Below are 23,819 nucleotides of genomic sequence, written 5' to 3'. Positions count from 1 at the left end.
CATGGCGACGATGGGCCCCGCGGCGGACAGCCCTGATGCCTATATCGCGGCGCTGTCGGGCTGGCAGCTGGAACGGTGCCGGATGATGCGCGCGGCGATCATGGCCGCCGCGCCCTTTGAAGAAACGATCAAATGGACCAACCTCGTCTTCATGGCGAACGGCCCGTGCATATTGATCCGCGCCGAAGCGCATCGCGTCCTGCTCGGCTTCTGGCGCGGCAAAAGGCTGCGCGACCTCGAACCCCGGATCAAGGCGAGCGGCAAATATGAGCTCGGCAATCTGGTGCTGACCGAGGCGAGCGAGGTGGGGGGCGGCCAGGTGTCGAAACTCGCCGCCGAGGCTTTCCGTTTGAATGCCGAACTGGGCAACCCGGCAGCGCGCGTATGAGGCAGGCGCTCCCGATCGATCAGGTGCTGCCCGACATCATGGCAGCGCTGGTGCTGAAACCCAATGCGGTCGTTGTAGCACCCCCCGGCGCGGGCAAGACGACGCGCGTCGCCCCGGCGCTGCTCGCCCAGCCATGGTGCACGGGCGCGGTGTGGCTGCTCTCGCCGCGCCGACTCGCGGCGCGCGGCGCTGCTGAGCGCATTGCCGAGGAGATGGGCGAAGCGGTCGGCGGCAGCGTCGGTTATGCGACGCGGCTCGACAGCAAGCAGTCGGCGGCGACGCGGCTGCTCGTGATGACGCCGGGCCTGTTCCGAAATCGCATCCTCGCCGATCCCGAGCTTCAGGGCATATCGGCGGTGCTGTTCGACGAGGTCCACGAACGCAGCCTCGATGGCGACTTCGCACTCGCGCTGGCGATCGACGCGCAGCAGGGGCTGCGCGACGACCTTCGCCTTGTTGCGATGTCGGCGACGCTCGACGGGGCGCGCTTCGGCGCGTTGCTCGGCGACGCGCCCGTCGTGAAAAGCGAAGGCAAGATCTGGCCGCTCGATCTGCGCCATATCAGCCGCCGCGCCGAGGACCGGCTCGAGGCGTCTGTGCTGAGCGCGGTGCGGCAGGCTCTGGCCGACGAGGGAGAGGGCGACATGCTAGCTTTCTTGCCCGGTGCCGCGGACATCGAGCGCGCGGCGACGGCGGTCGAAGAGGCGCGCCTGCCGCTCGCGGTTCACCGCCTGCACGGCCAGATCGACCCGGCGCTCCAGCGCAAGGCGCTCGTCCGCGATCCCGACGGACGGCGCAAGCTGATCCTCGCGACGAGCATTGCCGAAACCAGCCTGACGATCGACGGGGTGCGGATCGTGATCGACGCCGGCCTGTCGCGGCGTCCGCGCTTCGACAAGGCTGCGGGGATCGCGCGGCTCGTCACCGAACGCGCGAGTCAGGCGTCGGCGACCCAGCGCGCAGGCCGCGCCGCGCGGCAGGGACCGGGGGTCGCTTACCGTCTGTGGGAAGCCGCGGCGACCGCGGGCATGCCGCCGTTCGATCCACCCGAAATCCATGAGAACGACCTGATGCCCGTCGTGCTCGACTGCGCCAGCTGGGGCATCGTCGATCCCCGCCAATTGGGCTGGCTCGACCCGCCGTCGCCCGCCGCGATTTCGGAAGCGAAGTCGCGACTCCAGGCGATCGGCGCGCTGGCTGACGACGGCCGCATCACCGCGCATGGCAAGGCGCTCGCTGCGATCCCGCTCCCGGTGCCGCTCGCGCATATGTTGCTCGATGCGGCGCGCGCCGGGGAAGCCGAGATGGCGGGGCGGCTCGCGGTGCTGCTCACCGAACCGGGGCTCGGCGGGCGCGGCGCCGATGTCGAGGCGCGGCTCGGCCGCTGGCGCGGCCAGCGCAACGAGCGGTCCGAAGGCGCGTGGCGGCTCGCGCGGCGGCTCGCCACCATCGGCGAAAAACTGGCGGCGGAGGCCGGTGAGGCCATGCCGCGCTCGATCGGCGGCTGGATTGCGACCGCTTGGCCCGACCGCGTCGCGCGCGGGCGCGCGGGACAGCGCGGCGAATATCTGAGCGTTGGCGGGCGCGCCTATCGCATCGATGCGGTCGACCCGCTCGCCGGCAGCGAATGGCTCGCGATCGCCGATGCGCAGGGTCACGCCGCGGGTGTGCGCATCCTCGCGGCGGCGCCGATCGGGCAGGACGAGGTCGAGGCGCTGTTCGCCGGCCGCATCGCGGCGCGTTCGGCGAGCAGCTATGACGGCGCGAACGACCGCGTCGATCATCGCCGCGAACGGCGGCTCGGCGCGATCGCGCTGACGAGCGGGCAGGCGGCGCGCAGCGAAAAAGTCGAGGACGATATCGCCGTGCGCATGGCCGCGGTACGCGACAAGGGACTCGGCCTGATCGGCTGGGGGCCGGTGTCGCAGGCGTTGCGCCAGCGGGCATCCTTCGCCGGGCTCGATGCGCTCTCGACCAGCGCGCTCGCCGACAGCCTCGACATCTGGCTCGAACCTCTGCTTTCCGGCTGCCGCGGCTTGCGCGACATCGGCGACCGCAGGCTGGCGGACGCGCTGATGACGCTGCTCGACTGGCCCGCGCGGCAATTGCTCGAAAAGCACGCTCCGGCCGATTATGCGACCCCCGCCGGCAGCCGGCATCCGATCGACTATGGCGCCGACGGCGGCCCGACGGTCAACGTGCGCGTGCAGGAATTGTTCGGGCTCGCGCGCCATCCGGCGATCGGCGATCCGCCGGTGCCGTTGATCCTCGCGGTGACGTCGCCCGCGCACCGGCCGATCCAGACGACGCGCGATCTCGTTTCCTTCTGGAACGGCAGTTGGCACGACGTCGCGCGCGAAATGCGTGGACGCTATCCCAAGCATAGCTGGCCCGACGATCCGGCGAACGCGCGCGCCACGCTGATGACGAAGGCGGCGCAGGCGCGGCGCGATGCGCAATAGCCCCCTTTTCGCCGCCTTCGCTTGGCGCTAAGGCGGCGGCTCAGGCCCCGGTTACACAGGACGATCCCGATGAAAGCGCGTATTTTCCAGAAGCCCAAGAATGCCATGCAGTCGGGGCGTGCGGGGACCGGGCGCTGGATGCTCGAATTCGCGCCCGCCGAGGCGCGCAAGGCCGATCCGCTGATGGGCTGGGCGGGCAGCGGCGACACGCAACGCCAGCTTCGCCTCGGCTTCGCGAGCCGCGAAGAGGCGGTCGCTTATGCCGAGAAGAACGGCATCGAGGTCGAAATCACCGCGACGCCTGAGCGCCGGCTCAAGATCCAGGCCTACGCCGACAATTTCCGCTAATTATATCGTCGCCCCCGCGAAGGAGTGAAGGGTCGGGTTGTCCCCCGGACATCCCTTGGACATGCGGGGCATGTCCAACCCTTAACTGGCCGCTGGAAACATTGCGCAAGGCCGACTGCGGCCACCGCCTTCGCGGGGGCGACGGGTTATATTCGAGGTTTACTCTGCGTCGGGCTGCAGCAGCTTGTGCAGGTGGACGACGACATATTTCATTTCGGCATCGTCGACGGTGCGCTGTGCGGCGCTGCGCCATGCCTTTTCGGCCGATTTATAGTCGGGATAGAGGCCGACGACGTCGAGATTGCCGAGGTCGACGAAGTCGAGGCCCTGCGGATCGCTGACGCGTCCTCCGAAGACGAGATGCAATTTGCTCATGACTGCTTTCCTTGCGGATAAACGCTGGTAGGGGAGAAGGCGCGGCCCCTACCAGTGCTTCGCCGTTACGGCAAGTGCAGCTCATTCCTCGTCTTTGCGGGCGCCCTTGGGCAGCAGCGAACCGAGCAGCGCGCCGATCGCGACCGCGCCGGCGACGAGCGTCAGCGGCTGCTTCTCGGCGACATCCTTGAGCTTGCTGTTCGCGCGTTTCGCCTGCGCCTTGCCTTTTTGATAGGCCTCACCGGCGGCGTCGCGCGCGACGCCGGCCTGTTCGCTGGCCTTTGCCGCGAATTCTTCGGTCGCGGCGCGGGCGCGGCCATAGCCGCCCTGGATACGCGCCTTCGCCGCTTCGGCGGTCAGGCGGGCATTTTCCGCGGTCTTCTCAGCAAGTTCACTCGCTTTGGCACGCGTTTCGCGGGCAGTTTCACCGAACGGCTTCATGATCGTCTTCCTCCAGAGTTTCAAATTCATCCTCGTCCGCCGGTTCGTCGGCCGACCGAAAATGATCGGCGACCTCGGTCGCCAGGTCCTGAATCCTGCGCGTCAGTTTCGGCGCATGTTCCTTGATCGGTTCGCGCAGCAACCACAGCGCGCCCGCCGCCGCGGCGATCGCGATCGGCCAGCGATTGTCGCGAAGCTCTTGGCCGACGGCATGCGCGGCATTGTCGACCTTTTCGCCGATCCGGTATTTGCCGCGATCGACGAGCGCCGACGGCCGGAGCGCCTCCTTCGCTACGTCGAGCCGGCGGTAGAGTTCGCCGCGCTGCAGCATCGAGCGCCGCGCCGCGGCGATCAGGCGGTTACGCATCCGCGGCATCGTCGATCCTCTCGTTGGTCAGGTCGCTGCGGAGCGCGGTGCGAATGTCGGCGTAGCTCTTCTGTGCGCGCCAGCCGGCGAACCCGGCCACGGCGAGCAATATGGCGACGACGATCAGAGTCGCGATGAACGGCCCGACATGCGGCGCGAGCGCCAGGATTGCGCCGAATGCGAGTGCCAGCATGGCGATTCCCAAAGCCGAGGCGGCGACCGCGCCCCAACCCGCGGTCCATGACGCGCCGTGCAGCGCCAACTCGGTGCGCGCTTCGAGCAGGGCAAGCTCCGCCTTTGCCGTCGCCGACAGATTGTCGACGACATCGCCGACAATCTTTTCGAGCGGAACGGGGGGCGGGGCGAGCGGGCGCTCGTCCGGCGCATAGCCATGACTTATGCCGTCGAAGCGGCGCTCATCGGACGTTGGCGGAATGTTCGGATCGGAAGATGACAAGCTGCTGTCAATCGTTGGAGCTGCCCTTGAGCATGCGCGCGAGCACGAAGCCGATCACCGTGGCGGCGCCGACGGCGATCGCCGGGTTCTTCTTGACCATGTCGCGCGTCGAAGCCGCGAGTTCGTCGAGATCCTTCTTGTCGAGCGTGGTCGCGAGGCCGGCAACGGTCGATGCGGCCGAGCGGGCATAATCGCCATATTGCTTGCCGAACTTGCTGTCGACGGTGCCGGCGCTGTCCTCAAGCAGCTTGGCAAGGCTGCCCACGGCTTCGGCGGCCTTGTCCTTGCCCTTGGTCGCGGCGTCGCGCGCCTTGGTCGAGGCCTGGTTCTTGAGCGTCGTCGCATCCTGCTTCAGCGACGCCGCCTTTTTGGAGGCTTCGGATTTGATGGTGTCGCGCGTCACGGCGAGCTGGTCGCGGATCGGATGGTCCTTGGCGGCCTTCACGGTGGCGGGCTTACGGGCGGGCGCGGCCTTGGTGGCTGCCGGCTTAGCGGGTGCCTTGGGACGGGGAGCTGCGGCTTTCTTCGTCGCGGGAGTAGCGGCTTTGGCCATCATTTAGTCCTCTTCTGTCGTGTCGGGCGCCGCGCGGGCGGGCAACCTCTCTTGGTCCTGCAAGATATATAGCAAGGCGCGCCTAATGGTTCCATCCCTTGGCAAAATTCCTATGCAGCGGTTGCACTAACGTCACCCTGCCGATAACAGGCGGGCGCCTTTCTCCATCGGCCCGTTCGTGGCCGCCAGCAGGACGATTTTCATGACCGCCATCATCGACATCCACGGCCGCGAAATCCTCGACAGCCGCGGCAATCCGACCGTCGAAGTCGATGTGCTGCTGGAGGATGGCAGCTTCGGCCGCGCCGCGGTGCCCTCGGGCGCCTCGACCGGCGCGCACGAGGCGGTCGAACTGCGCGACGGCGACAAGGCGCGCTACCTCGGCAAGGGCGTGACCAAGGCGGTTGCGGCGGTCAACGGCGACATCGCCGAGGCGCTGATCGGCATCGATGCCGAGGATCAGCGCGAACTCGACATGGCGATGATCGATCTCGACGGCACCGCGAACAAGAGCCGCCTCGGCGCCAATGCGATCCTCGGCGTCAGCCTCGCCGCCGCCAAGGCCGCGGCCGACGCGCGCGGCCTGCCGCTCTATCGCTATGTCGGCGGCGTGTCGGCGCGCACCTTGCCCGTGCCCATGATGAACATCATCAATGGCGGCGAACATGCCGACAATCCGATCGACGTGCAGGAATTCATGATCATGCCCGTCGGCGCGGGCAGCATCGCGGAGGCGGTTCGGTGGGGCAGCGAAATCTTCCACACGCTTAAGAAGGGGCTGTCGGCCAAGGGTCTTGCGACCGCCGTGGGCGATGAGGGCGGCTTCGCGCCGAACCTTGCCTCGACCCGCGCCGCGCTCGACTTCATCGCCGCCTCGGTCGACCAGGCGGGCTTCAAGCTCGGCAGCGACGTCGTGCTCGCGCTCGATTGTGCCGCGACCGAATTCTTCAAGAACGGAAAATATGAGATCAGCGGCGAGGGGCTTTCGCTGAGCCCCGAACAGATGGCCGAATATCTCGCAGCGCTGGTGAACGATTATCCGATCAAGTCGATCGAGGACGGGATGAGCGAAGACGACTTCACCGGCTGGAAGGCGTTGACAGACCTCGTCGGCGACAAGTGCCAGCTCGTCGGCGACGACCTGTTCGTCACCAACCCCGCGCGTCTCGAACAGGGGATCAAGGACGGCCTCGCCAACTCGCTGCTCGTCAAGGTCAACCAGATCGGCACCTTGTCGGAAACGCTCGACGCGGTCGATATGGCGCACCGCGCGCGTTACACCGCCGTCATGTCGCACCGTTCGGGCGAGACCGAGGATTCGACGATCGCCGACCTCGCGGTCGCGACCAACTGCGGCCAGATCAAGACGGGCAGCCTCGCGCGTTCGGACCGGCTCGCCAAGTATAACCAGTTGATCCGTATCGAGGAAGAATTGGGCGACATGGCCCGCTATCCGGGGGCGGCGATTTTTTCATAACATGGGTTATGACCGGGCTTGAATTGCGTAGGTCGATCGACGGAAGCCTGCTAGCTTCCCCTCGGCGGTTGCGGTTTTTCCACCAGATCGGCTTTCCGTGGTCCCGGCTCAATGCCCGCAGTCCTTCCGTTTCATGCGGATAGCCGATCAAAACATGCCGGGAGCCCAGGGTCGCACCAGCTCCCGTCATCCAAGGTATTCGACATGCGGTCCTTTTATATTTTGCTCGAGGATGACTCCTCGGGTCAATCCGAGCGCATTGATTTCCAGGCGGAAAGCCCCGATTTCGCGTTGCAGATCGCGCAGGGTCAAGCGGCCGGTCGCAGCCTCGAGCTGTGGGAGGGCACGATGCGGCTTGGCACCTTCTGCAAATCGGCGCCCCACCTTTGGCGGCTGTCCTGATGCGGTGAACGGTTGAAAACCGGCGCTTGCCGCCTTGACGCCACGAATCAACTCTGATTCAAGGGCCGGAATGACGCAGCGCCACAAATTCCGCAAATCGATGAGCCGGGCTACCGGTCCGGCCATTGCGGTGATGGTCGTGCTGGCGATGGTCGGCTACATCATCTTCGGTCCGACCGGGCTCTATGCCTGGGGCGAATATGGCCAGTCGGTCGAAAAGAAGCGCGTCATCTTAAGCGAGCTCACCAGGAAACAGAACGAACTCCAGAACCGCGTCAACCTGCTCGACCGGCGGCGCGTCGACCCCGATCTCGCCGAAGAATATGTGCGCGAGAAACTGGGCGCCTATCACCCCGACGAGGTGATCATTCCGATGGAGCCCGAGGCGAAGCGCTGAGGCTCTTTTTCGGCGGCTTGGCCGGGCTCATGCTGCATACGTAGGTTGGTGCCGCCTCGCGCCATGGTGGGCGTTGCCAAGTGTGGCGCGGCTCTCCTATAGGGGCCCTTGCCGTAACGGCTAAATGCAAAGGAACCCGTCTTGGCCAAAGCTCCCGCGCGCAAGTCTGCCGCGCCAACAAAGACTGCATCCACCCCAGCCCCCGCGACCAATCGCGAGATGCCTCGCGATCCTGTCCCATATGACGCGACGCCGGCGGAGCTCGAGAAATTCTACCGCGAAATGCTGCTCATCCGCCGTTTCGAGGAGAAGGCAGGGCAGCTTTACGGTCTCGGCCTGATCGGTGGCTTCTGCCACCTCTATATCGGCCAGGAAGCCGTGGCGGTTGGCCTGCAGTCGGCGCTCGACGGCGACAAGGACAGCGTGATCACCGGCTACCGCGACCATGGCCACATGCTCGCCTATGGCATCGATCCCAAGGTCATCATGGCCGAGTTGACGGGACGCCAGGCCGGCATCTCGAAGGGCAAGGGCGGTTCGATGCACATGTTCAGCGTCGAGCATAAATTCTATGGCGGCCACGGCATCGTCGGCGCACAGGTGTCGCTCGGCACCGGGCTTGCCTTCGCGCACAAGTATCGCGGCGACGGCGGCGTGGCGATGGCCTATTTCGGCGACGGCGCCGCGAACCAGGGGCAGGTCTACGAAAGCTTCAACATGGCCGAGCTGTGGAAGCTGCCGATCATCTTCGTGATCGAGAACAACCAGTACGCCATGGGCACGTCGGTCAACCGCGCGTCGGCCGAGGATCAGCTCTATCGTCGCGGCGAAAGCTTCCGCATTCCGGGCATGCAGGTCGACGGCATGGACGTGCTAGCGGTGCGCGGCGCGGCCGAAGCGGCGCTTGAATGGGTGCGCGCGGGCAAGGGCCCGGTGCTGATGGAGCTCAAGACCTATCGCTATCGCGGCCACTCGATGTCCGACCCCGCCAAATATCGCAGCCGCGAGGAAGTGCAGGCGGTACGCGACAAGTCGGACGCGATCGAGCACCTCAAGAAGCTGATGACCGACGCCGGGGTCAGCGAGGACAAGATCAAGGATATCGACAAGGAAATCCGCGCAGTCGTCGCGGAATCGGCCGACTTTGCCGAAAGCGCGCCCGAACCCGAACTGTCCGAACTTTATACCGACGTGCTGGTGGAGCAATATTGAGATGGCCATCGAATTGAAGATGCCGGCGCTGTCGCCGACGATGGAAGAGGGCACGCTCGCCAAGTGGCTCGTCAAGGAAGGCGACACGGTGAAATCGGGCGACATCTTGGCGGAGATCGAGACCGACAAGGCGACGATGGAATTCGAAGCGATCGACGAAGGGACGATCGGCCAGATTCTGGTCGCCGAAGGCACCGACAATGTGAAGGTCGGCACCGTGATCGCGACGATCGCGGGCGAGGGCGAAGAGGCGGCGGCGCCTGCAGCGGCGCCCGCACCTGCGCCCGCTCCGGCCGAAGAGCCCAAGGCCGAAGCACCGGCCCCGGCGCCCGCACCCGCTGCCGAGAAGCCCGCCGCGACCGAGCGCGCTTCCGACCCCGCGATTCCCGAAGGCACCGCGATGGTGAAACTCACCGTTCGCGAAGCGCTGCGCGATGCGATGGCCGAAGAGATGCGGGCGGACGACCGCGTTTTCGTGATGGGCGAGGAAGTCGCCGAATATCAGGGCGCTTACAAGGTCACGCAGGGGCTGCTCCAGGAATTCGGCGCGAGCCGTGTCGTCGATACCCCTATTACCGAATATGGCTTCGCGGGCCTCGGCGCGGGCGCGGCGATGGGCGGGTTGAAGCCGATCATCGAGTTCATGACCTTCAACTTCGCGATGCAGGCGATCGACCACATCATCAACTCGGCGGCGAAGACCAACTATATGTCGGGCGGCCAGATGCGCTGTCCGATCGTCTTCCGCGGCCCCAACGGCGCCGCGGCGCGCGTCGGCGCGCAGCACAGCCAGAATTACGGCCCCTGGTACGCCAGCGTCCCCGGGCTGATCGTGATCGCGCCCTATGACGCCGCCGATGCCAAGGGGCTGATGAAGGCGGCGATCCGTACCGAGGACCCGGTCGTCTTCCTCGAAAACGAGCTGCTCTATGGCCGCAGCTTCGAGGTTCCCGAGATCGAGGATTTCGTCCTGCCGATCGGCAAGGCGCGGATCATGCGGCAGGGCAGCGACGTTACCATTGTCAGCTATTCGATCGGCGTCGGGCTCGCGCTCGAAGCCGCCGACCAGCTGGCGGGCGAGGGGATCGACGCCGAAGTCATCGACCTGCGCACGCTCCGCCCGCTCGACACCGCGACGGTGCTCGCCAGCCTCAAGAAGACGAACCATCTCGTCGTCGTCGAGGAAGGCTGGCCGGTCTGCTCGATCGCCAGCGAGCTTGCGATGGTCGCGATGGAGCATGGCTTCGACGACCTCGACGCGCCGGTCATGCGCGTATGCAACGAGGATGTGCCGCTGCCTTATGCGAATAATCTGGAGAAGGCCGCGCTCGTCGACACGCCGCGCGTCGTGAAGGCGGTAAAGGCGGTCCTCAATCGCTAACCCGTCGCCCCCGCGAAGGAGTGAAGGGCCGGGTTGTCCCCCGGACAACCCTTGAACATGCCGGGGGCATGTTCAACCCTTAGCTGGCCGTTGTCGGCCTTGCCCTTCTATGCCGAGTAAACCGACATCGGCCCCCGCCTTTGCAGGGGCGACAGCTGAGCCGAGCACCTATCCCGACATGCGCGATCCGCGCGTGATGGTAGCGGTGCCCCGCGAGAGGCGCCCGGCGATGGCGGCGCTGTGGAGTCTTGCCGCGCGGCTGACCAAGCTGCTCGCCGACGCACGCGAGCCGCTGATCGGCCAGATCAAGCTCGCCTGGTGGCGCGACATGGCGGCGATGATCGCGAACGATCCCGCGGCGCTGCCGAAAGGCGAACCCTTGCTCGCCGAGCTTCAGGCAAGCTGGGCCGGGCAGGGCGGGCTCGACGCGCTTGTCGATGCGGCGGAGGCGATGTTGCTGGCCGAGAGCGAGGCTGAGCGGCGCGAGGCGTCCGCAAGCTTCGGTGCCCGTCTCTTCGCGCTGTCCGGCGGCACCGAAGTCAGCGGCAAGCGGTGGGGCCTTCTGTGGGGCGCCGCTGTCGTCGAAGCCCAACCCGAAGCACGGGCGTTGCTGGACGATGCCGGAAATTCCGTAACGCCGGCGCGCCGCGATTTCGGCGGCAGCCGCGCGCTGCTGATGCTCGATCGCTGGGCCGGTCTGATCGCGCACCACGAAGGCGATCGGCGGTTGCGTTCCGAAGGCCTGCTCCTGCTTCGCATCGGCCTTTTCGGCCGCTGACGAGGAAAAACGCACCGGGGCTGGAAATGGTGCCTCCCAGCCTCTATCTTGGCTGGAACAAATAGGGTCGCAGGGGACATTGCATGTTCAACGGGCTGGTCGCCTATCTCGATTCGATCAAGGCACGCGATCCCGCACCGCGGTCGCGCTGGGAAATATTGCTCTATCCGGGGCTGCTCGCGGTCGGCATGCACCGCGTCGCGCACTGGCTGTTCGAGGCGCGGCTGTTCTTCCTCGCGCGCTTCATCAATCATTTGTCGCGCTTTCTGACCGCGATCGACATCCATCCGGGTGCGACGATCGGGCGGCATCTCTTCATCGACCATGGCTTCGGCGTCGTGATCGGCGAGACTGCCGAGATCGGCGACAATGTCTCGATCTATCAGGGCGTGACGCTCGGCGGTACCGATCCCGCGAACGGCATCGGCGGCAAGCGCCATCCGACCCTTGCCAATGATGTGATCGTCGGTTCGGGCGCGCAGATACTGGGTCCCGTCACGGTCAACGCGCGAGCGCGCGTCGGCGCCAACGCGGTGGTGACGAAGGATGTGCCCGAGGGCGCGGTGATGGTCGGTATTCCGGCGCGCTCGACCCTGCTCGACGCGACCGAATATGCCCGCGAATTCGTGCCCTATGGTACCCCGTGCAGCGAGACGTTCGACCCCGCGACGCAAAAGGTCGAACTGTTGCAATGCCAGCTTGAGCAGATGCAGAAGCAGCTGAAGGCCTTGCTCGAAGAGCGTGAACTGGCCGCCATCGATAACGAAGCGCCGCGGCGCAAAGGGAGCCGGACCCGCGCCTGATGGGAACGGTCACGCCCCTGCCGTTCAATAATCGGACGGCACCGCTGCAGACTGGCTTCGAACGCCCCGAACTGATGCGCATTCTCGACCTCTATGGCCGCATGGTCGCGGCGGGGCACTGGCGCGACTATGCGATGGATTTCCATCGCGACGCGGCGATCTTCTCGGCCTTTCGCCGCGCTGCCGAGCGCCCCGAATATCGCATCGAAAAACGCCCCGCCTTGCGGAGCCGGCAGGGCATGTGGGCCCTTGTCTCCGAAGCCGGGGCGATTTTGAAGCGCGGGGACGAGCTGTCGAATGTGCTTGCCCCCGTCGAACGCAAGCTGATGAAGCTGGTCGGCGACTGATCCAGTCCTTGGAACGGCGAGTGTGGATCAGGCCTCTCTCTGGTCGCCTGACCCACACCCGTTCCTCCGCCCTTGGGGGGAGCTCTCGATCGGTCAGGCAGTCGCCAGACGCCGCAGCCTTTTGTCGTCGCCCAGCAGCACCGTCGGGCTGCCATGCGCCTTGCGGCGTGCGACCCAGTCGCGCAGCAATTCGGCGCAGCTATGGTCGAGTCCCGAAAGCTGGCCACAGTCGATCGTGACGGCCTTGTCGCGCGGGATCGAACCCAGCGTGTCTTCCAGCTTGGGAAGCTGGACGAAGGTCGCCGCGCCCGACAGGCTGACGCGCGTCCCTTCCGCATTGTCCGAATGATCCACCTTGAGCCGCAGGCGGCGCGCATGGGGGATGAGTTCGACGAGCGAGAAGAGGATGCCGACGATCACGCCGGTCAACAGGTCGACCGCGACCACGAGCACGAGGGTGGTCGCCCAGATGAGCACCGGCAGCACGCCATGGTGCTTGAGCAGTTCGCGGGCATGGTCGAGCTTGACCAGCCGCCAGCCGGTCACGACGAGCACGGCGCCGAGCGTCGCCATCGGCATCGCGCGCATCACCGCGGGCAGCAATGCGACGAACGCGAGAATCCAGACGCCGTGCATGATTGTCGAGCGACGCGACACGGCACCGGCCTGGACGTTCGCCGAGCTGCGGACGATCACGCCCGTCATCGGCAAGGCGCCCGCGCCGCCGCACAGCATGTTGCCGACTCCCTGCGCGCGCAGCTCCTTGTTGAAATCGCTGCGCGGACCATCGTGCATCTTGTCGACCGCCGCCGCCGACAGCAATGTCTCGGCGCTGGCGATGAAGGCGACCGCGATCGCGGCGGCGATGATTTCGGGCGTCAACCAGCTGGCAAAGGCCGTCGGCGGGGTGATCGCGGCGAGGATCGAATCCGGCACCTCGACGCGCGCGACATTCATGCCCATCACGAGCGAAATCACCGTACCCGCGACGACGCCCAGCAGCGCGCCGGGGACGAGGCGCATCGACGCCGGGCGCCATTTTTCCCACGCCACCATGACGCCGATCGTGATGCCGGCGATCAAAAGTGCGAGTTCGGCGCCACCGGGGCTGCTCGCGTTGAGGCCGAGCAGGCGGCCCGGCATCGCGGCGATATTTTCAAGCCCGCTCGCGAGCGGCTTGGCGTCGAACAGGACGTGGAACTGGCCGATGACGATCAGCACGCCGATGCCGGCGAGCATGCCGTGCACGACCGCGGGCGAAATCGCGCGGAACCAGCCGCCGAGTTTCATCACACCGGCGAGGAGCTGGACCGCGCCCGCGATGAGCAGGATCGGGCCGAGCGCCTCCATGCCTTGCGTGCGGACGAGTTCGAACACGATCACCGCGAGGCCGGCGGCGGGGCCGCTGACCTGGAGGGGAGAACCGGCGATCGCGCCGACGACGATCCCGCCGATAATGCCTGTTATCAGGCCTTTTTCCGGCGGGAGTCCCGATGCGACGGCGATGCCCATGCACAGCGGCATCGCGACGAGAAACACGACGATCGACGCCGCGAAATCGCGCGAAAAGCCGCTGGCCGAGCTGGCGGGGAGAGCCTGGCTTGCCATGATCAGGCGGCCTTCGCCTGACCGGCGTGCATCGCGAGCCGCTGCGCGGCGGCGAGCGCGACGGGCAGGGGGTCTTCGGCACGGATCGGAATAAAGCGCCCGGTGGCGCCGTCGAGTCCCATCACGACGCCCTGGTGGATGTCGACGAACCAGCCGTGCAGCGAAATCTCGCCGCGCGCGATGCCCGCGGCGACCGACGGGTGGGTGCGCAGATGCGCAAGCTGGACGACGATATTCTCCAAGCTGGCGGCGCGGACCAGACCCGCGTCGTCGAGGTCGGTGTAGCCCGAACGCACGACATGCTCGGCGGCGTGGCTGTGGCGCAGCCAGGCCGCAACATTGGGCATGCCTTCCATCATGTGCGGGTTCATCAGCGCCTTCATCGCGCCGCAGTCCGAATGGCCGCATACGATGATGTCGCGCACGCCCAGTGCGGCGACGGCATATTCGACCGTCGACGACACGCCGCCATTCTGCGTCGCAAAGGGCGGGACGATGTTGCCGGCGTTGCGGCACACGAACATGTCGCCGGGTTCGGCCTGCATGATATGTTCGGGCACGATGCGGCTGTCGGCGCAGGAGATCATCAGCGCCTTGGGGCTCTGGCCGTCGGCCACGAGCTTGGCGAACAGGTCGTTGCGGCTGGGGAAGACGCGCTTTTCGAAATCGAACACGCGCCCGATCAGATCGTTCATGAAACCACTCCTTGCTGGTTGGTTTCACGCACATGGCGATCGAATTTTGCTGCGGTGCAGCGCCTGTGTAACGAAATGTTTCTCAGGCGGCAGGAAGGTGCAGGCGCGCGGCGAGACCGCCAAGATGGCTCTGCCCGAGTTCGAGCGAGCCGCCGTGCATCCGGGCGATCCGCTCGACGATCGACAGGCCGAGCCCGAAGCCGCCGGTGTCGCGCGCGCGGGCGCTGTCGAGCCGCGCAAAGGGCTGGACGGCCTGCTCGCGAAGATGTTCGGGAATGCCGGGGCCGTCGTCGGCCACTTCGATTTCGATCCGCCGCCCGCCGCTGCGCAGCCGCACCTCGATCTCGTTCCCGAAGCGCAGCGCATTGCCGACGAGGTTGAGCAGCGCGCGCTTGATCGCGATGCCGTGCACGGACAGCACCAGATGATCGGGCCCGGCATAAAGGACGCGATGCCCGCGGTCGCTCGCCTCGTCGGCCGCGGTCGCACACATCACCGCGATGTCGGTCGGCGCCACGGGCTCGGTCGGATCGTCGATGTCGCCCGAAAGATAAGCGAGCAGCGAGTCGATCATGCGCTCCATCTCGCCGATATCCTGCTCCATCGCCGACGCGACCGACGGATCCGCGACGCTGTCGGCACGCAGCCTCAGCCGCGCGAGTGGCGTGCGGAAATCATGCCCCACCGCCGCGAGCGCCTGCGTGCGGTCGGCGATCATCGCCGTGATGCGGTGCTGCATGTCGTTGAAGGCGTCGATGACCTTCCGGACCTCCGCGGGGCCGCGCAACGGAACATCGACGAAATCATGCTTGCCGAGCGTCTCGGCGGCGCGCGTCAGGTCGCGCATCGGGCGGAGCGTATGGCGGATGAGCAGGCTGGCGAGCAGCACGAGCGCGATCGCGGGAACCAGCGTCTGCAAGGTCCGGAACAGCGTCAGGTCGAGTTTGCGGACATGGTCGCGCGCGCTGAAGCTGACCCAGCTCCCGTCGTTGAGGCGGATCGCGCCCGATATCGTGCTGTGCAGCCCCGGCGACTGGAGATAGAGGCGCAGGTCGCGTTTCTGTATCTCGGGCTCCCAGTCGAGGATCTGCCGCGTGATCTGGTTGAGCTTGGGCGAGACCGGCGGCGGATTGACCAGCCGTTCCTGCCACACCAGATGATAACGCGTCGTCGTGAGTTCGGACGCCACCGTGTCGCGCTGCGACCGCGGCGCTTCCTCGATCAGCTTGCCCGAGAGGACGAGATGTTCGGCAAGGCGCCGCGCCTTGTCGCCGTTGATCGAAAACTGGCTCGCGCGCTCATAGAGGAACATGCTCGCGGCGCTTTCGAGCAGGACCGCGGCGAAAAGGATCGCGACGATCTGTCCGAACAGGCCGAAGCCGCGCTTTTCGAACAGGCTCAAAGCCGCTCCACCGGCACGTTCAGCATATAGCCGATGCCGCGAACGGTGACGATCGGCGCCGGCTTGCCAGGGCTCGACAATTTGCGCCGCAGGCGGCTGATCAGCACGTCGATGCTGCGGTCCGAACTGTCGCCAAGCCGCGTGCGCGATAATTCGATCAGCCGCTCGCGCGCGATGACGCGCTGGGCATTGTCGCACAGGCTAACGAGCAGGTCGAATTCGGCACCGGTCAACTCGACCGCAGCGCCATCAGGCGAGGTGAGCTGGCGCCGGGGCAGGTCGGCGGTCCAGTCGTCGAAGCGGATCAGGCCGCGCTCGCGGTCCGCCACCGGCCGCTCGATCGCGTGGCGCCGCAGCACGGCGCGCACGCGCGCGACGAGTTCGCGAACCCCGAACGGCTTCGGTAGATAATCGTCGGCCCCGAGCTCGAGCCCGACGATCCGGTCGGTCTCGGTCCCTTTCGCCGACAGGAAGATGATCGGGATGTCGCTCGTCCGCCGGACTTCGCGGCAGATGTCGATCCCCGACGTGCCGGGCAGCATGATGTCGAGCAGCAACAGGTCGGCGGGCGCCGCCCGGAGCGCGTCCCACATCTGCGGCGCGGTTCCGGCGGTGCGGACGATATAGCCATGTTCCTGCAGCGCGCGCGCGGTCAGGGTTCGGATCGGAGGATCATCCTCCACCATCAAGATGTTCGGCGGTGTCATCGCTTCACCTGGGAGAGTGGCACATTCCTTGGCCCGGACCCGCCCGTCCGCGCCCTGTTACTGGGGTGCAGGAACGCCTTGCCGTTGCGGCTTGGCGAAAGCACGGTCCACAGGATGCTCGGCCCTGCGGATCCGCGCTTCTCTTACCGTGCCTCGCCGTTCAGGCAAGGGGGCGAATCATTTCCGGCGACTGGCGACCGGATGGCGGCGACGAAAAAGGGGCTCCGATCCTTCCGTCGGAGCCCCCGAAAACCGGCTTGAACCGGCTTGTTTTTCCGCGATTTCCTATCCGTGCGCCGCGATGCCGGCGGTGCGGACGGTCGCGGGGAGCTGGTTCGCCAGATCGTTGGGCAGGAAGCCGACAACGACCGCACGGGCGTTTTGCCAGAAAGCCGAAAGCAGGAGCAGCGCCGATCCGATGACAAAGGCGGTCAGCGCGACATTGAGTTCGACCGCGCCGAAGGTGCGGAACAGCTGCGTCATCGCGAAGAGCACATAGGCGAGCGCCGAGACGAGCAGCGCGCGGCGGTCGATCGCGAGCGCGATCAGCCCGAAGAGAATATAGACGCCGATCACCAGCACCGCGGCGCCGCTGCCGATGTCGCTGCCGTCGGTGACGCCGAGCAGATGGAACACCGGATGCGCGATCATCGGCGCCGCGAGCAGGTGGAGCCAGAAAGCGACGTCGCTGCGGCGCGTCTGGCGCACCCGGTCGCTGCGGTCCCACCACATCGCAAGCGCGAAGACGCCGATCCCGGCGATGAGCACGAGCACCATCGGCAGCGTGCCGTCGGGGCTGGGCATTCCGGTGATCGCGAGCACGAGCGCCACCGCCGTCGCGGCGAGCGCGGCGGTGCCGGCGGCGACGGTGATCGGCACCATGAAGCGTTTCCAGTGCGCCCAGGTCGCCGCGGCAGTGATCAGCGCCATCGCGCCGACCAGGATCGCGCCGACGGTTTCGCTGGGGCTATGCCCGAAAATATCCTCGCCATGGCGGACGAGGAACCCGACCATCGTCGCGAAGACGCCGCCCGAAAAGGCGAGGACGAGCACGATGCTGGGCAACGCCATCCGGCGCTTGCGCGTGAAATATTCGGCGAGGAACCACGCCGACGCCGCGACGAAGGCGCCGCCCAGCGCGGTGTGGATCGACGCGCCGATCCAGCCGACCGCGACGAGCAGGATGACCGCCGCGATGCTGACGAAAATATCGTTGAAGCCGGTGATGAGGCGGAATGATTCCTCATCCGCTCCGGGAGCGGCGCGAACCGATGCGATATGCGACCGGAAAGCCGTCGCGGCCTCCGGCGTCAGAACCTTTGCATCGACCGCGGCTTGCAGGTCGCTTTCACTATACATCGGGGTCGTCCTTCTGTCCGATCCCCTTGCCCCGCAGTCCTTATTGCATCAGCGTGTTGCTGTGTCAATACAGTGGAGCGGATGGCGGGGAACCCTTCCCCCTTGATGGGGGAAGGATACGCAGCCTTATCGCGAAGCGATTAGGCGAAGTTGGATGGGGGTGATGGTGCGTCCTTGCGCCGTCGCGTCAGGCCGAAACCGCACCCCCACCACTGCGACTAGCGAACAAGTTCGCTAGTCTCGCTGCCTCCCCCATCAAGCGGGAGGAAAAGTTAGCCCAGTGCCATCAATGCCTTCATGACATTCATCGACTGTTCGCTGCCCGATTGCGGGACGGTCTCGCCGGTGCGGTCGATGATCTTCTCCCACGCCGCGGCGACGCCCTCGGGGGTGCGCTCGCCTTCGGGCAGCGCGACGCCGGGGGTCATCGTGACATAGGCGGCGTGGAACGCGCCCGCGCCCGCGCCGACGATCATGTTGGTCGGCGCATCTTCGCTGACGAGGTAGAGCGCGGCGGGGACGACGTTCTCGGGCGTGAATTTCTCAAACAGCTCGGCGGGGAAAATGTCTTCGGTCATCCGCGTGCCCGCGACCGGCGCGATCGTGTTACAACGGATGTTATATTTCGCGCCTTCGAGGTGAAGCGTCTTGGTCAGCCCGGCGAGGCCCAGCTTGGCCGCGCCGTAGTTGGCTTGCCCGAAATTGCCGTAGAGCCCGGTCGACGAGGCGGTCATCAGGATGCGGCCATAGGCCTGCTCGCGCATCATTTCCCAGCACGCCTTGGTGACATTGGCGCTGCCCGACACATGGACCTTCAGCACCAGGTCGAAATCGGCGGGCTCCATCTTGGCGAAGCTCTTGTCGCGCAGGATGCCGGCGTTGTTGATCAGGACGTGGACGCCGCCCCATTCTTCCTTGGCCTTGGCGACCATTTCGACCATCTGCTCATATTCGGTGACGCTGCCGCCATTCGACATCGCGGTGCCGCCCGCGGCACGGATTTCCTCGACGACCTGCAGCGCGGCGTCCGAATGGCCGGTGCCGTCGCGCGATCCGCCGAGGTCGTTGACCACGACCTTGGCGCCGCGCCGCGCGAGTTCGAGCGCATAGGCGCGGCCAAGGCCGCCGCCGGCGCCGGTGACAATGGCAACGCGGCCGTCAAATTTGATCGTCATGATGGTCTCCCGGAAAAGGCTGAAAAGTTGTCAATGAAAACGCGACCGTCCTTAACCGTTCATCGCGGACAGACAAGGGGGATGCACGCCGCCGAAAAACATCGATTGTCGCTGAATTGTCATGTCAGTGACGCCGGATTGTCATATACCAGCAATAATAGCGCCATCGGACAGTCACCCTTTCGCAATGGAGCTTCGTTCATGCGCCACGCCCTGGTCGCCGCCCTTTTGGCGACGTCGATGTTCAGCCTGCCGGCGACGGCGCATGCACAGGCGATGAGCGCCGAGGAGGCGGCCGCGCTGCGCGCCGAGCTTGCGGCGCTTCGGGCCAAGGTCGAAGCATTGGAAGCGCGCCTCGATCAGGCGCCGCCGCCGCCCGTCGCGATTGCGGCTCCCGCTCCGTCGCCCGCCCCCGAAGCATCGGCAACGCAAATCAAATGGAAGGGCGCGCCCGAGATCAAGACCGCCGACGGCTGGAGTTTCAAGCCGCGCGGCCGTGTCCAGGTCGATGCCGTCCATGTCGGGGCGCCGGGTGCGATCGCCGACCCGGCGCTCGGCTTTTCCAGCGAATTGCGCCGCATCCGCATGGGCTTCGGCGGGACGATCCCCGGCGGCTTCGGATATAAGGTCGAGGCCGATTTCGCCGAAAGCGATGTCGTGCTGCTCGACGCCTTCATGACCTATCAGGACGGGCCGCTGAAGCTGACTGTCGGGCAGCACAATACCTTCCAGGGGCTGGAGGAATTGTCGAGCAGCAACGACACCAGCTTCATCGAGCGTTCGGCCTTTACCGACGCCTTCAACTTCATCCGCCGCGCGGGCGTTTCGGCCGAATATTCGACCGGTGCGCTGCTGTTGCAGGGGGGGGTCTTCACCGACAATTTCACCGCGCTCGACAGCGGCAACGACGGCTACAGCTTCGACGGCCGCGTCGTCTATGCGCCCAAGGCGGGCAAGACCCAGCTGCACTTCGGCGGCTCGGCGCACTGGCGCAAGCTCGGCGATACCGTGCCGACGGTGCGCTACCGCCAGCGCCCGCTCGTTCACAGCGCCGACATTCGCTTCATCGCGACCCCGAATATGGACGCCGATGCAGAGACCGGCTTCGGCGCCGAGACCGCCTTCATCCGCGGCCGCCTGCACGGCGCGGCGGAGGCCTTCTGGCAGTCGGTCGATCGTCCCGGCCTCGCCGATCCGCATTTTTTCGGCGGCTCGGTCGAGGCCGGGCTGTTCCTGACCGACGACACCCGCGCCTACAAGGACGGCATCTTCAAGGAGGTCCATGTCAAGAACCCGGTCAGCGACGGCGGAATCGGCGCCTGGCAGGTCAACTTGCGCTACGATCATCTCGACCTCAACGACGCGGGCATCGTCGGCGGCAAGCAGGACGGCTATATGGCGTCGCTGATCTGGACGCCGATCGATTATGTGCGCTTCATGGTCAACTATGCGCGGCTGCAATATCACGACGCGGTCATCCCCGCCGGCGGCGACCGCGACTATGGCGTCGACAGCGTCGGTGCGCGCGCGCAGATCGTTTTCTGACGAACGTCCGCATTGGGGTGTATTCTGTTGAAAAACTCCCGCTTGCAGTGAGGCGCGAGGAATGATTCAGTTGTTCCGTTATCGGGAGACGGCTGATGATGGGCGAACGAACGGTGATGCAGGAGGCGCTGTTTTACAGCTTCAGCCTTGAGGGTCATGTGCCGGCGGACCACCTGCTGCGCTCGATCGACCGGTTCGTTGATCTGGGCGATCTTCGCGAGCATCTACGCCCCTATTACAGACGGGTCGGCCATCGATCGATCCGGAGCTGATGATCCGGATGCTGATCGTCGGCTATTGCATGGGGATCCGGTCGGAGCGGCGGCTGTGCGAGGAGGTCCATCTAAACCTGGCGTATCGCTGGTTCTGCCGGTTGGGGCTCGATGGCGCGGTTCCCGATCACTCGACCTTCTCGAAGAACCGGCATGGCCGCTTCCGTGACAGCGATCTGCTTCGCGAGCTGTTCGAGATGACGGTGTCGCGCTGCATGGCGGAAGGCCTGGTCGGCGGCGAAGGCTTTGCCGTCGATGCGAGCCTGATCCGGGCCGATGTCTATCGTCGGCGATCTGTGCCGGGGGACGAAGGCCTGCCGCCCGATGTGACGGGCCGCGCGGTTCGCGAATATCTGGAGGTGCTGGACGATGCGGCGTTCGGCGGTTCAACGCCTGTGCAGCCGAAGCGGATCGCGCTAACCGATCCGGCTTCGCGTTGGACGGCGGCCACGCGTGAGCGGGCCTTTTACTCTTACAGCACCAATTATCTGATCGACCTCGATCATGCGGTGATCGTCGATGTCGAGGCGACAACGTCGGTGCGGCAGGCCGAAGTGACAGCACAGCGACGAATGATCGACCGGACACAGGAGCGCTTTGGCATCTGGCCGCATCGGCTTGTAGCGGACGCAGCCTATGGTTCCGCCGCGAACCTGGCATGGCTGGTGGAAGAGAAAGGCATTGAGCCGCATATCCCGGTGTTCGAAAAATCCGGTCGCGATGACGGTAGCTTCGAACGCGCCGACTTCATCTATAACCATGACGACGACAGCTATACCTGCCCGGGTGGCAACCAGTTGCGGCGTTCCAATCGCAACTTCAGTACGCCGCGAACCGGGGTCGATAAAGACGGCTCCATCCGCTACCGCGCGCGTCAGCACGACTGCGAAGGATGTGCCCTAAAGCCGCAATGCACGCCCAATGCGCCCGCCCGCAAGATTACGCGTTCGATCCACGAAGGCGCGCGCGACATGGCCCGCGATATCGCGACAACCGACGCCTATCTTGTGTCGAGCAGAGAGCGAAAGAAGGTCGAAATGCTGTTCGCCCACCTCAAGCGCATCCTGAAACTGGATCGCTTGCGCCTGCGCGGTCCCAATGGTGCCCGTGACGAGTTCCACCTCGCCGCCACAGCCCAAAACCTCCGGAAAATGGCAAAGATCTTCCCGATCCAGCACCTCGCCACCGCCTGATCAACGTGGGGAGGCCGTTCGCCTCCCGTCCGCTTCCACCCTCCGCAGCGTGCCGGGCGACTTCTTCAACAGAATAGGGTGGTGAGCTGTCGTTGCTCTCTTCCACTTCCGTCATCCCGGGCTTGACCCGGGATCCCGCTTTTTGGGGCGTCGACCGGTCTTCGGCATCAAGCGGGACCCCGGATCAAGTCCGGGGTGACGATGAAAGGATGCAGATTCCGGCAGGAAACGGCCCCCGCACACCAATCGCGTTCAGACGCTCTTCCCCGCATCCAGCGCATAGCCCGCCGATCGTACCGTGCGGATGATATCCGCGGTGCCGGGCAGGTTGATCGCTTTCCTCAGCCGCCGGATATGCACGTCGACGGTGCGCAGTTCGATGTCGCTGTCCTGACCCCAGACGCTGTCGAGCAATTGCCCGCGCGAGAAGACACGGCCCGGATGCTCCATGAAATGGCGGAGCAGGCGGAACTCGGTCGGCCCCATCGCCACGATCTGGCCGTTGCGCACCACCTTGTGGGCGACCGAATCGAGCTCGATGTCGGCATAGGTCAGCATCTCGCCGGCAAGCGCGGGGCGAAGGCGGCGGAGCACCGCCGACACCCGCGCGACCAGCTCGCGCGGGCTGAATGGCTTGGTGACATAATCGTCGGCGCCGGTCTCGAGCCCGCGGATGCGGTCCTCTTCCTCGCCGCGCGCGGTGAGCATGATGATCGGGACGTTCGCCGACTTGGGGTTGCGGCGCAGCCGCCGGCAGACCTCGATGCCCGGCAGGCTCTCGATCATCCAGTCCAGCAGGACGATGTCGGGCACGCGTTCCTCGACCAGGACGAGCGCCTGTTCGCCGTCGGGGGTCTGGCGGACCGAGAAACCCTCGCGTGCGAAATGCCAGACGATGAGTTCGGCGATCGCCTCGTCATCCTCGATCAGCAGCAGGTCGGGCTGGGGCATCAGCCTTGCTCCTTCTCCGCCGCTGCGCTTTCCTCGGGGGTTTCCCCGCGCTCGCGTTCCTCCATCCGCTCGCCGGTGACGACATAATAGACCATCTCGGCGATGTTCGTCGCATGGTCGCCCATGCGCTCGAGATTCTTGGCGACGAACAGCAGGTGCGCGCTTTCCGAAATATATTTCGGATTTTCCATCATGAAGGTGACGAGCGTGCGGAAGATGCTGTTGTAGAAATCGTCGACATTCTTGTCGCGCACCGTGACCCGCACCGCGAGTTCGGCGTCGCGCGCGGCAAAGCTGTCGAGCGCGTCGTGGACCAGCTCGACGACGATGTTCGACATCGACATCAGCACCGGGATCGCCTCGATCGACCGCGTCTGGTCCATCAGCGCGACGCGCTTGGCGATATTCTTCGCATAGTCGCCGATGCGCTCGACCACCGACACGATTTTCAGCGCCGCGATCATCTCGCGAAGGTCGTCGGCCATCGGCGCGCGCAGCGCGATCGTCTGAACCGTGAGCTGCTCGACCTCGGCCTCCAGCGCGTCGATCTTCTTGTCGTCGCGCACGACCTGCGCCGCGAGGTCTAGGTCGCCCTTGTTCAACGCCGTCATCGCCTGGAGCAGCGCCTGTTCGGCGCGGCCGCCCATTTCGCTGATCAGCCCGCGAAGCCGGTTCAGATCCTCGTCGAAGGCCTTGACCGTATGATCGTTCGTTAATGCCATCA

General features: G+C 65.8%; 25 protein-coding genes and 1 pseudogene. 12 read left to right on the top strand and 14 right to left on the bottom strand.

Translation table 11 applies throughout. The annotated features are described in order from the left end of the window. The first annotated feature begins 1 nt into the window (after position 1). The 3 genes from E5675_RS12930 (at position 2) to E5675_RS12920 (ending at position 3,198) form a co-directional block, all read left to right on the top strand. The gene (locus tag E5675_RS12930) at positions 2–388 is read left to right on the top strand and encodes a DUF1801 domain-containing protein (RefSeq protein WP_247594612.1); all 387 of its coding nucleotides are present in this window, start codon (positions 2–4) and stop codon (positions 386–388) included. Further along, on the top strand, positions 385–2,850 hold the full coding sequence (gene hrpB / locus E5675_RS12925) for an ATP-dependent helicase HrpB (RefSeq protein ID WP_136174878.1): 2,466 nt from the start codon (positions 385–387) through the stop codon (positions 2,848–2,850). Before E5675_RS12930 ends, hrpB begins: the two co-directional genes overlap by 4 nt. A 69-nt stretch (positions 2,851–2,919) precedes the next feature. Then, positions 2,920–3,198 (top strand): ETC complex I subunit, encoded by a 279-nt coding sequence (locus E5675_RS12920; RefSeq protein ID WP_136174877.1) that lies wholly within the window; start codon positions 2,920–2,922, stop codon positions 3,196–3,198. 159 nt (positions 3,199–3,357) lie between these two features. On the opposite strand, the gene E5675_RS12915 is transcribed toward E5675_RS12920, so the two are convergent. From E5675_RS12915 to E5675_RS12895, 5 genes are all read right to left on the bottom strand, one after another. Next, positions 3,358–3,573 carry a DUF4170 domain-containing protein gene (locus E5675_RS12915; protein WP_037557917.1) on the bottom strand — a complete coding sequence of 72 codons (216 nt, stop codon included), beginning with the start codon at positions 3,571–3,573 and terminating at the stop codon, positions 3,358–3,360. A gap of 81 nt (positions 3,574–3,654) precedes the next feature. Further along, on the bottom strand, positions 3,655–4,014 hold the full coding sequence (locus E5675_RS12910) for a hypothetical protein (RefSeq protein WP_136174876.1): 360 nt from the start codon (positions 4,012–4,014) through the stop codon (positions 3,655–3,657). Continuing rightward, positions 3,998–4,390 carry a hypothetical protein gene (locus E5675_RS12905; protein ID WP_136174875.1) on the bottom strand — a complete coding sequence of 131 codons (393 nt, stop codon included), beginning with the start codon at positions 4,388–4,390 and terminating at the stop codon, positions 3,998–4,000. The genes E5675_RS12910 and E5675_RS12905 overlap by 17 nt, the downstream gene beginning before the upstream one ends. Beyond that, positions 4,374–4,838, bottom strand: coding sequence for a phage holin family protein (locus E5675_RS12900; RefSeq protein ID WP_247594611.1), 465 nt, complete (start codon positions 4,836–4,838; stop codon positions 4,374–4,376). The genes E5675_RS12905 and E5675_RS12900 overlap by 17 nt, the downstream gene beginning before the upstream one ends. A 7-nt stretch (positions 4,839–4,845) precedes the next feature. Beyond that, positions 4,846–5,394, bottom strand: coding sequence for a hypothetical protein (locus E5675_RS12895; RefSeq protein WP_247594610.1), 549 nt, complete (start codon positions 5,392–5,394; stop codon positions 4,846–4,848). Between the two features lie 199 nt (positions 5,395–5,593). On the opposite strand from E5675_RS12895, the gene eno reads away from it, so the two are divergent. Further along, entirely contained in the window at positions 5,594–6,868 is a 1,275-nt protein-coding gene (eno, locus tag E5675_RS12890) for a phosphopyruvate hydratase (protein ID WP_136174874.1), read from the top strand. A 186-nt stretch (positions 6,869–7,054) separates the two neighbouring features. Here eno and E5675_RS12885 read toward each other — a convergent pair whose 3' ends face one another. Next, the gene (locus E5675_RS12885) at positions 7,055–7,321 is read right to left on the bottom strand and encodes a hypothetical protein (RefSeq protein ID WP_136174873.1); all 267 of its coding nucleotides are present in this window, start codon (positions 7,319–7,321) and stop codon (positions 7,055–7,057) included. A gap of 19 nt (positions 7,322–7,340) precedes the next feature. On the opposite strand from E5675_RS12885, the gene E5675_RS12880 reads away from it, so the two are divergent. The 6 genes from E5675_RS12880 (at position 7,341) to E5675_RS12855 (ending at position 12,188) form a co-directional block, all read left to right on the top strand. Further along, positions 7,341–7,667: a septum formation initiator family protein gene (locus E5675_RS12880; protein WP_136174872.1), complete on the top strand. Its 327-nt coding sequence runs from the start codon at positions 7,341–7,343 to the stop codon at positions 7,665–7,667. Between the two features lie 219 nt (positions 7,668–7,886). Next, entirely contained in the window at positions 7,887–8,879 is a 993-nt protein-coding gene (gene pdhA / locus E5675_RS12875; protein WP_247594884.1) for a pyruvate dehydrogenase (acetyl-transferring) E1 component subunit alpha, read from the top strand. A 1-nt stretch (position 8,880) separates the two neighbouring features. After that, on the top strand, positions 8,881–10,260 hold the full coding sequence (locus tag E5675_RS12870) for a pyruvate dehydrogenase complex E1 component subunit beta (RefSeq protein WP_136174870.1): 1,380 nt from the start codon (positions 8,881–8,883) through the stop codon (positions 10,258–10,260). A gap of 178 nt (positions 10,261–10,438) precedes the next feature. Then, on the top strand, positions 10,439–11,038 hold the full coding sequence (locus E5675_RS12865; protein ID WP_247594609.1) for a hypothetical protein: 600 nt from the start codon (positions 10,439–10,441) through the stop codon (positions 11,036–11,038). Positions 11,039–11,121: 83 nt separating this feature from the next. Next, positions 11,122–11,841, top strand: coding sequence for a serine O-acetyltransferase (gene cysE, locus E5675_RS12860; RefSeq protein ID WP_136174868.1), 720 nt, complete (start codon positions 11,122–11,124; stop codon positions 11,839–11,841). Continuing rightward, positions 11,841–12,188: a DUF2794 domain-containing protein gene (locus E5675_RS12855; RefSeq protein WP_136174867.1), complete on the top strand. Its 348-nt coding sequence runs from the start codon at positions 11,841–11,843 to the stop codon at positions 12,186–12,188. Before cysE ends, E5675_RS12855 begins: the two co-directional genes overlap by 1 nt. Positions 12,189–12,281: 93 nt before the next feature. On the opposite strand, the gene E5675_RS12850 is transcribed toward E5675_RS12855, so the two are convergent. From E5675_RS12850 to E5675_RS12825, 6 genes are all read right to left on the bottom strand, one after another. After that, entirely contained in the window at positions 12,282–13,796 is a 1,515-nt protein-coding gene (locus E5675_RS12850) for a SulP family inorganic anion transporter (protein ID WP_136174866.1), read from the bottom strand. Positions 13,797–13,798: 2 nt separating this feature from the next. Beyond that, positions 13,799–14,491, bottom strand: a complete 693-nt coding sequence (locus tag E5675_RS12845) for a carbonic anhydrase (protein ID WP_136174865.1) — start codon at positions 14,489–14,491, stop codon at positions 13,799–13,801. An 82-nt stretch (positions 14,492–14,573) separates the two neighbouring features. Continuing rightward, entirely contained in the window at positions 14,574–15,893 is a 1,320-nt protein-coding gene (locus tag E5675_RS12840; RefSeq protein ID WP_247594608.1) for an ATP-binding protein, read from the bottom strand. Beyond that, a complete protein-coding gene (locus E5675_RS12835; protein WP_136174864.1) occupies positions 15,890–16,600 on the bottom strand; it encodes a response regulator transcription factor in 711 nt (236 codons plus the stop codon). The genes E5675_RS12840 and E5675_RS12835 overlap by 4 nt, the downstream gene beginning before the upstream one ends. 285 nt (positions 16,601–16,885) lie before the next feature. Then, complete coding sequence (locus E5675_RS12830; RefSeq protein ID WP_136174863.1) at positions 16,886–17,959, bottom strand: hypothetical protein; 1,074 nt, start codon at positions 17,957–17,959, stop codon at positions 16,886–16,888. A gap of 272 nt (positions 17,960–18,231) precedes the next feature. Next, complete coding sequence (locus E5675_RS12825; protein WP_136174862.1) at positions 18,232–19,134, bottom strand: SDR family oxidoreductase; 903 nt, start codon at positions 19,132–19,134, stop codon at positions 18,232–18,234. 201 nt (positions 19,135–19,335) lie between these two features. Here E5675_RS12825 and E5675_RS12820 point away from each other — a divergent pair, with 201 nt between their 5' ends. Together E5675_RS12820 and E5675_RS12815 are read left to right on the top strand one after the other, a co-directional pair. After that, positions 19,336–20,679 carry a porin gene (locus E5675_RS12820; protein ID WP_136174861.1) on the top strand — a complete coding sequence of 448 codons (1,344 nt, stop codon included), beginning with the start codon at positions 19,336–19,338 and terminating at the stop codon, positions 20,677–20,679. Between the two features lie 95 nt (positions 20,680–20,774). Beyond that, a pseudogene (locus E5675_RS12815) lies at positions 20,775–22,144 on the top strand (IS1182 family transposase). A gap of 252 nt (positions 22,145–22,396) precedes the next feature. Here E5675_RS12815 and phoB read toward each other — a convergent pair. Both phoB and phoU read right to left on the bottom strand, forming a co-directional pair. Next, positions 22,397–23,095 carry a phosphate regulon transcriptional regulator PhoB gene (gene phoB, locus E5675_RS12810; RefSeq protein ID WP_136174860.1) on the bottom strand — a complete coding sequence of 233 codons (699 nt, stop codon included), beginning with the start codon at positions 23,093–23,095 and terminating at the stop codon, positions 22,397–22,399. Then, positions 23,095–23,817 (bottom strand): phosphate signaling complex protein PhoU, encoded by a 723-nt coding sequence (phoU, locus tag E5675_RS12805; protein WP_136174859.1) that lies wholly within the window; start codon positions 23,815–23,817, stop codon positions 23,095–23,097. The genes phoB and phoU overlap by 1 nt, the downstream gene beginning before the upstream one ends. Positions 23,818–23,819 lie beyond the last annotated feature (2 nt).

Source organism: Sphingopyxis sp. PAMC25046 (genome assembly GCF_004795895.1).
Classification (GTDB): domain Bacteria; phylum Pseudomonadota; class Alphaproteobacteria; order Sphingomonadales; family Sphingomonadaceae; genus Sphingopyxis.
This window is presented reverse-complemented; position numbering and strand designations above follow the sequence as displayed.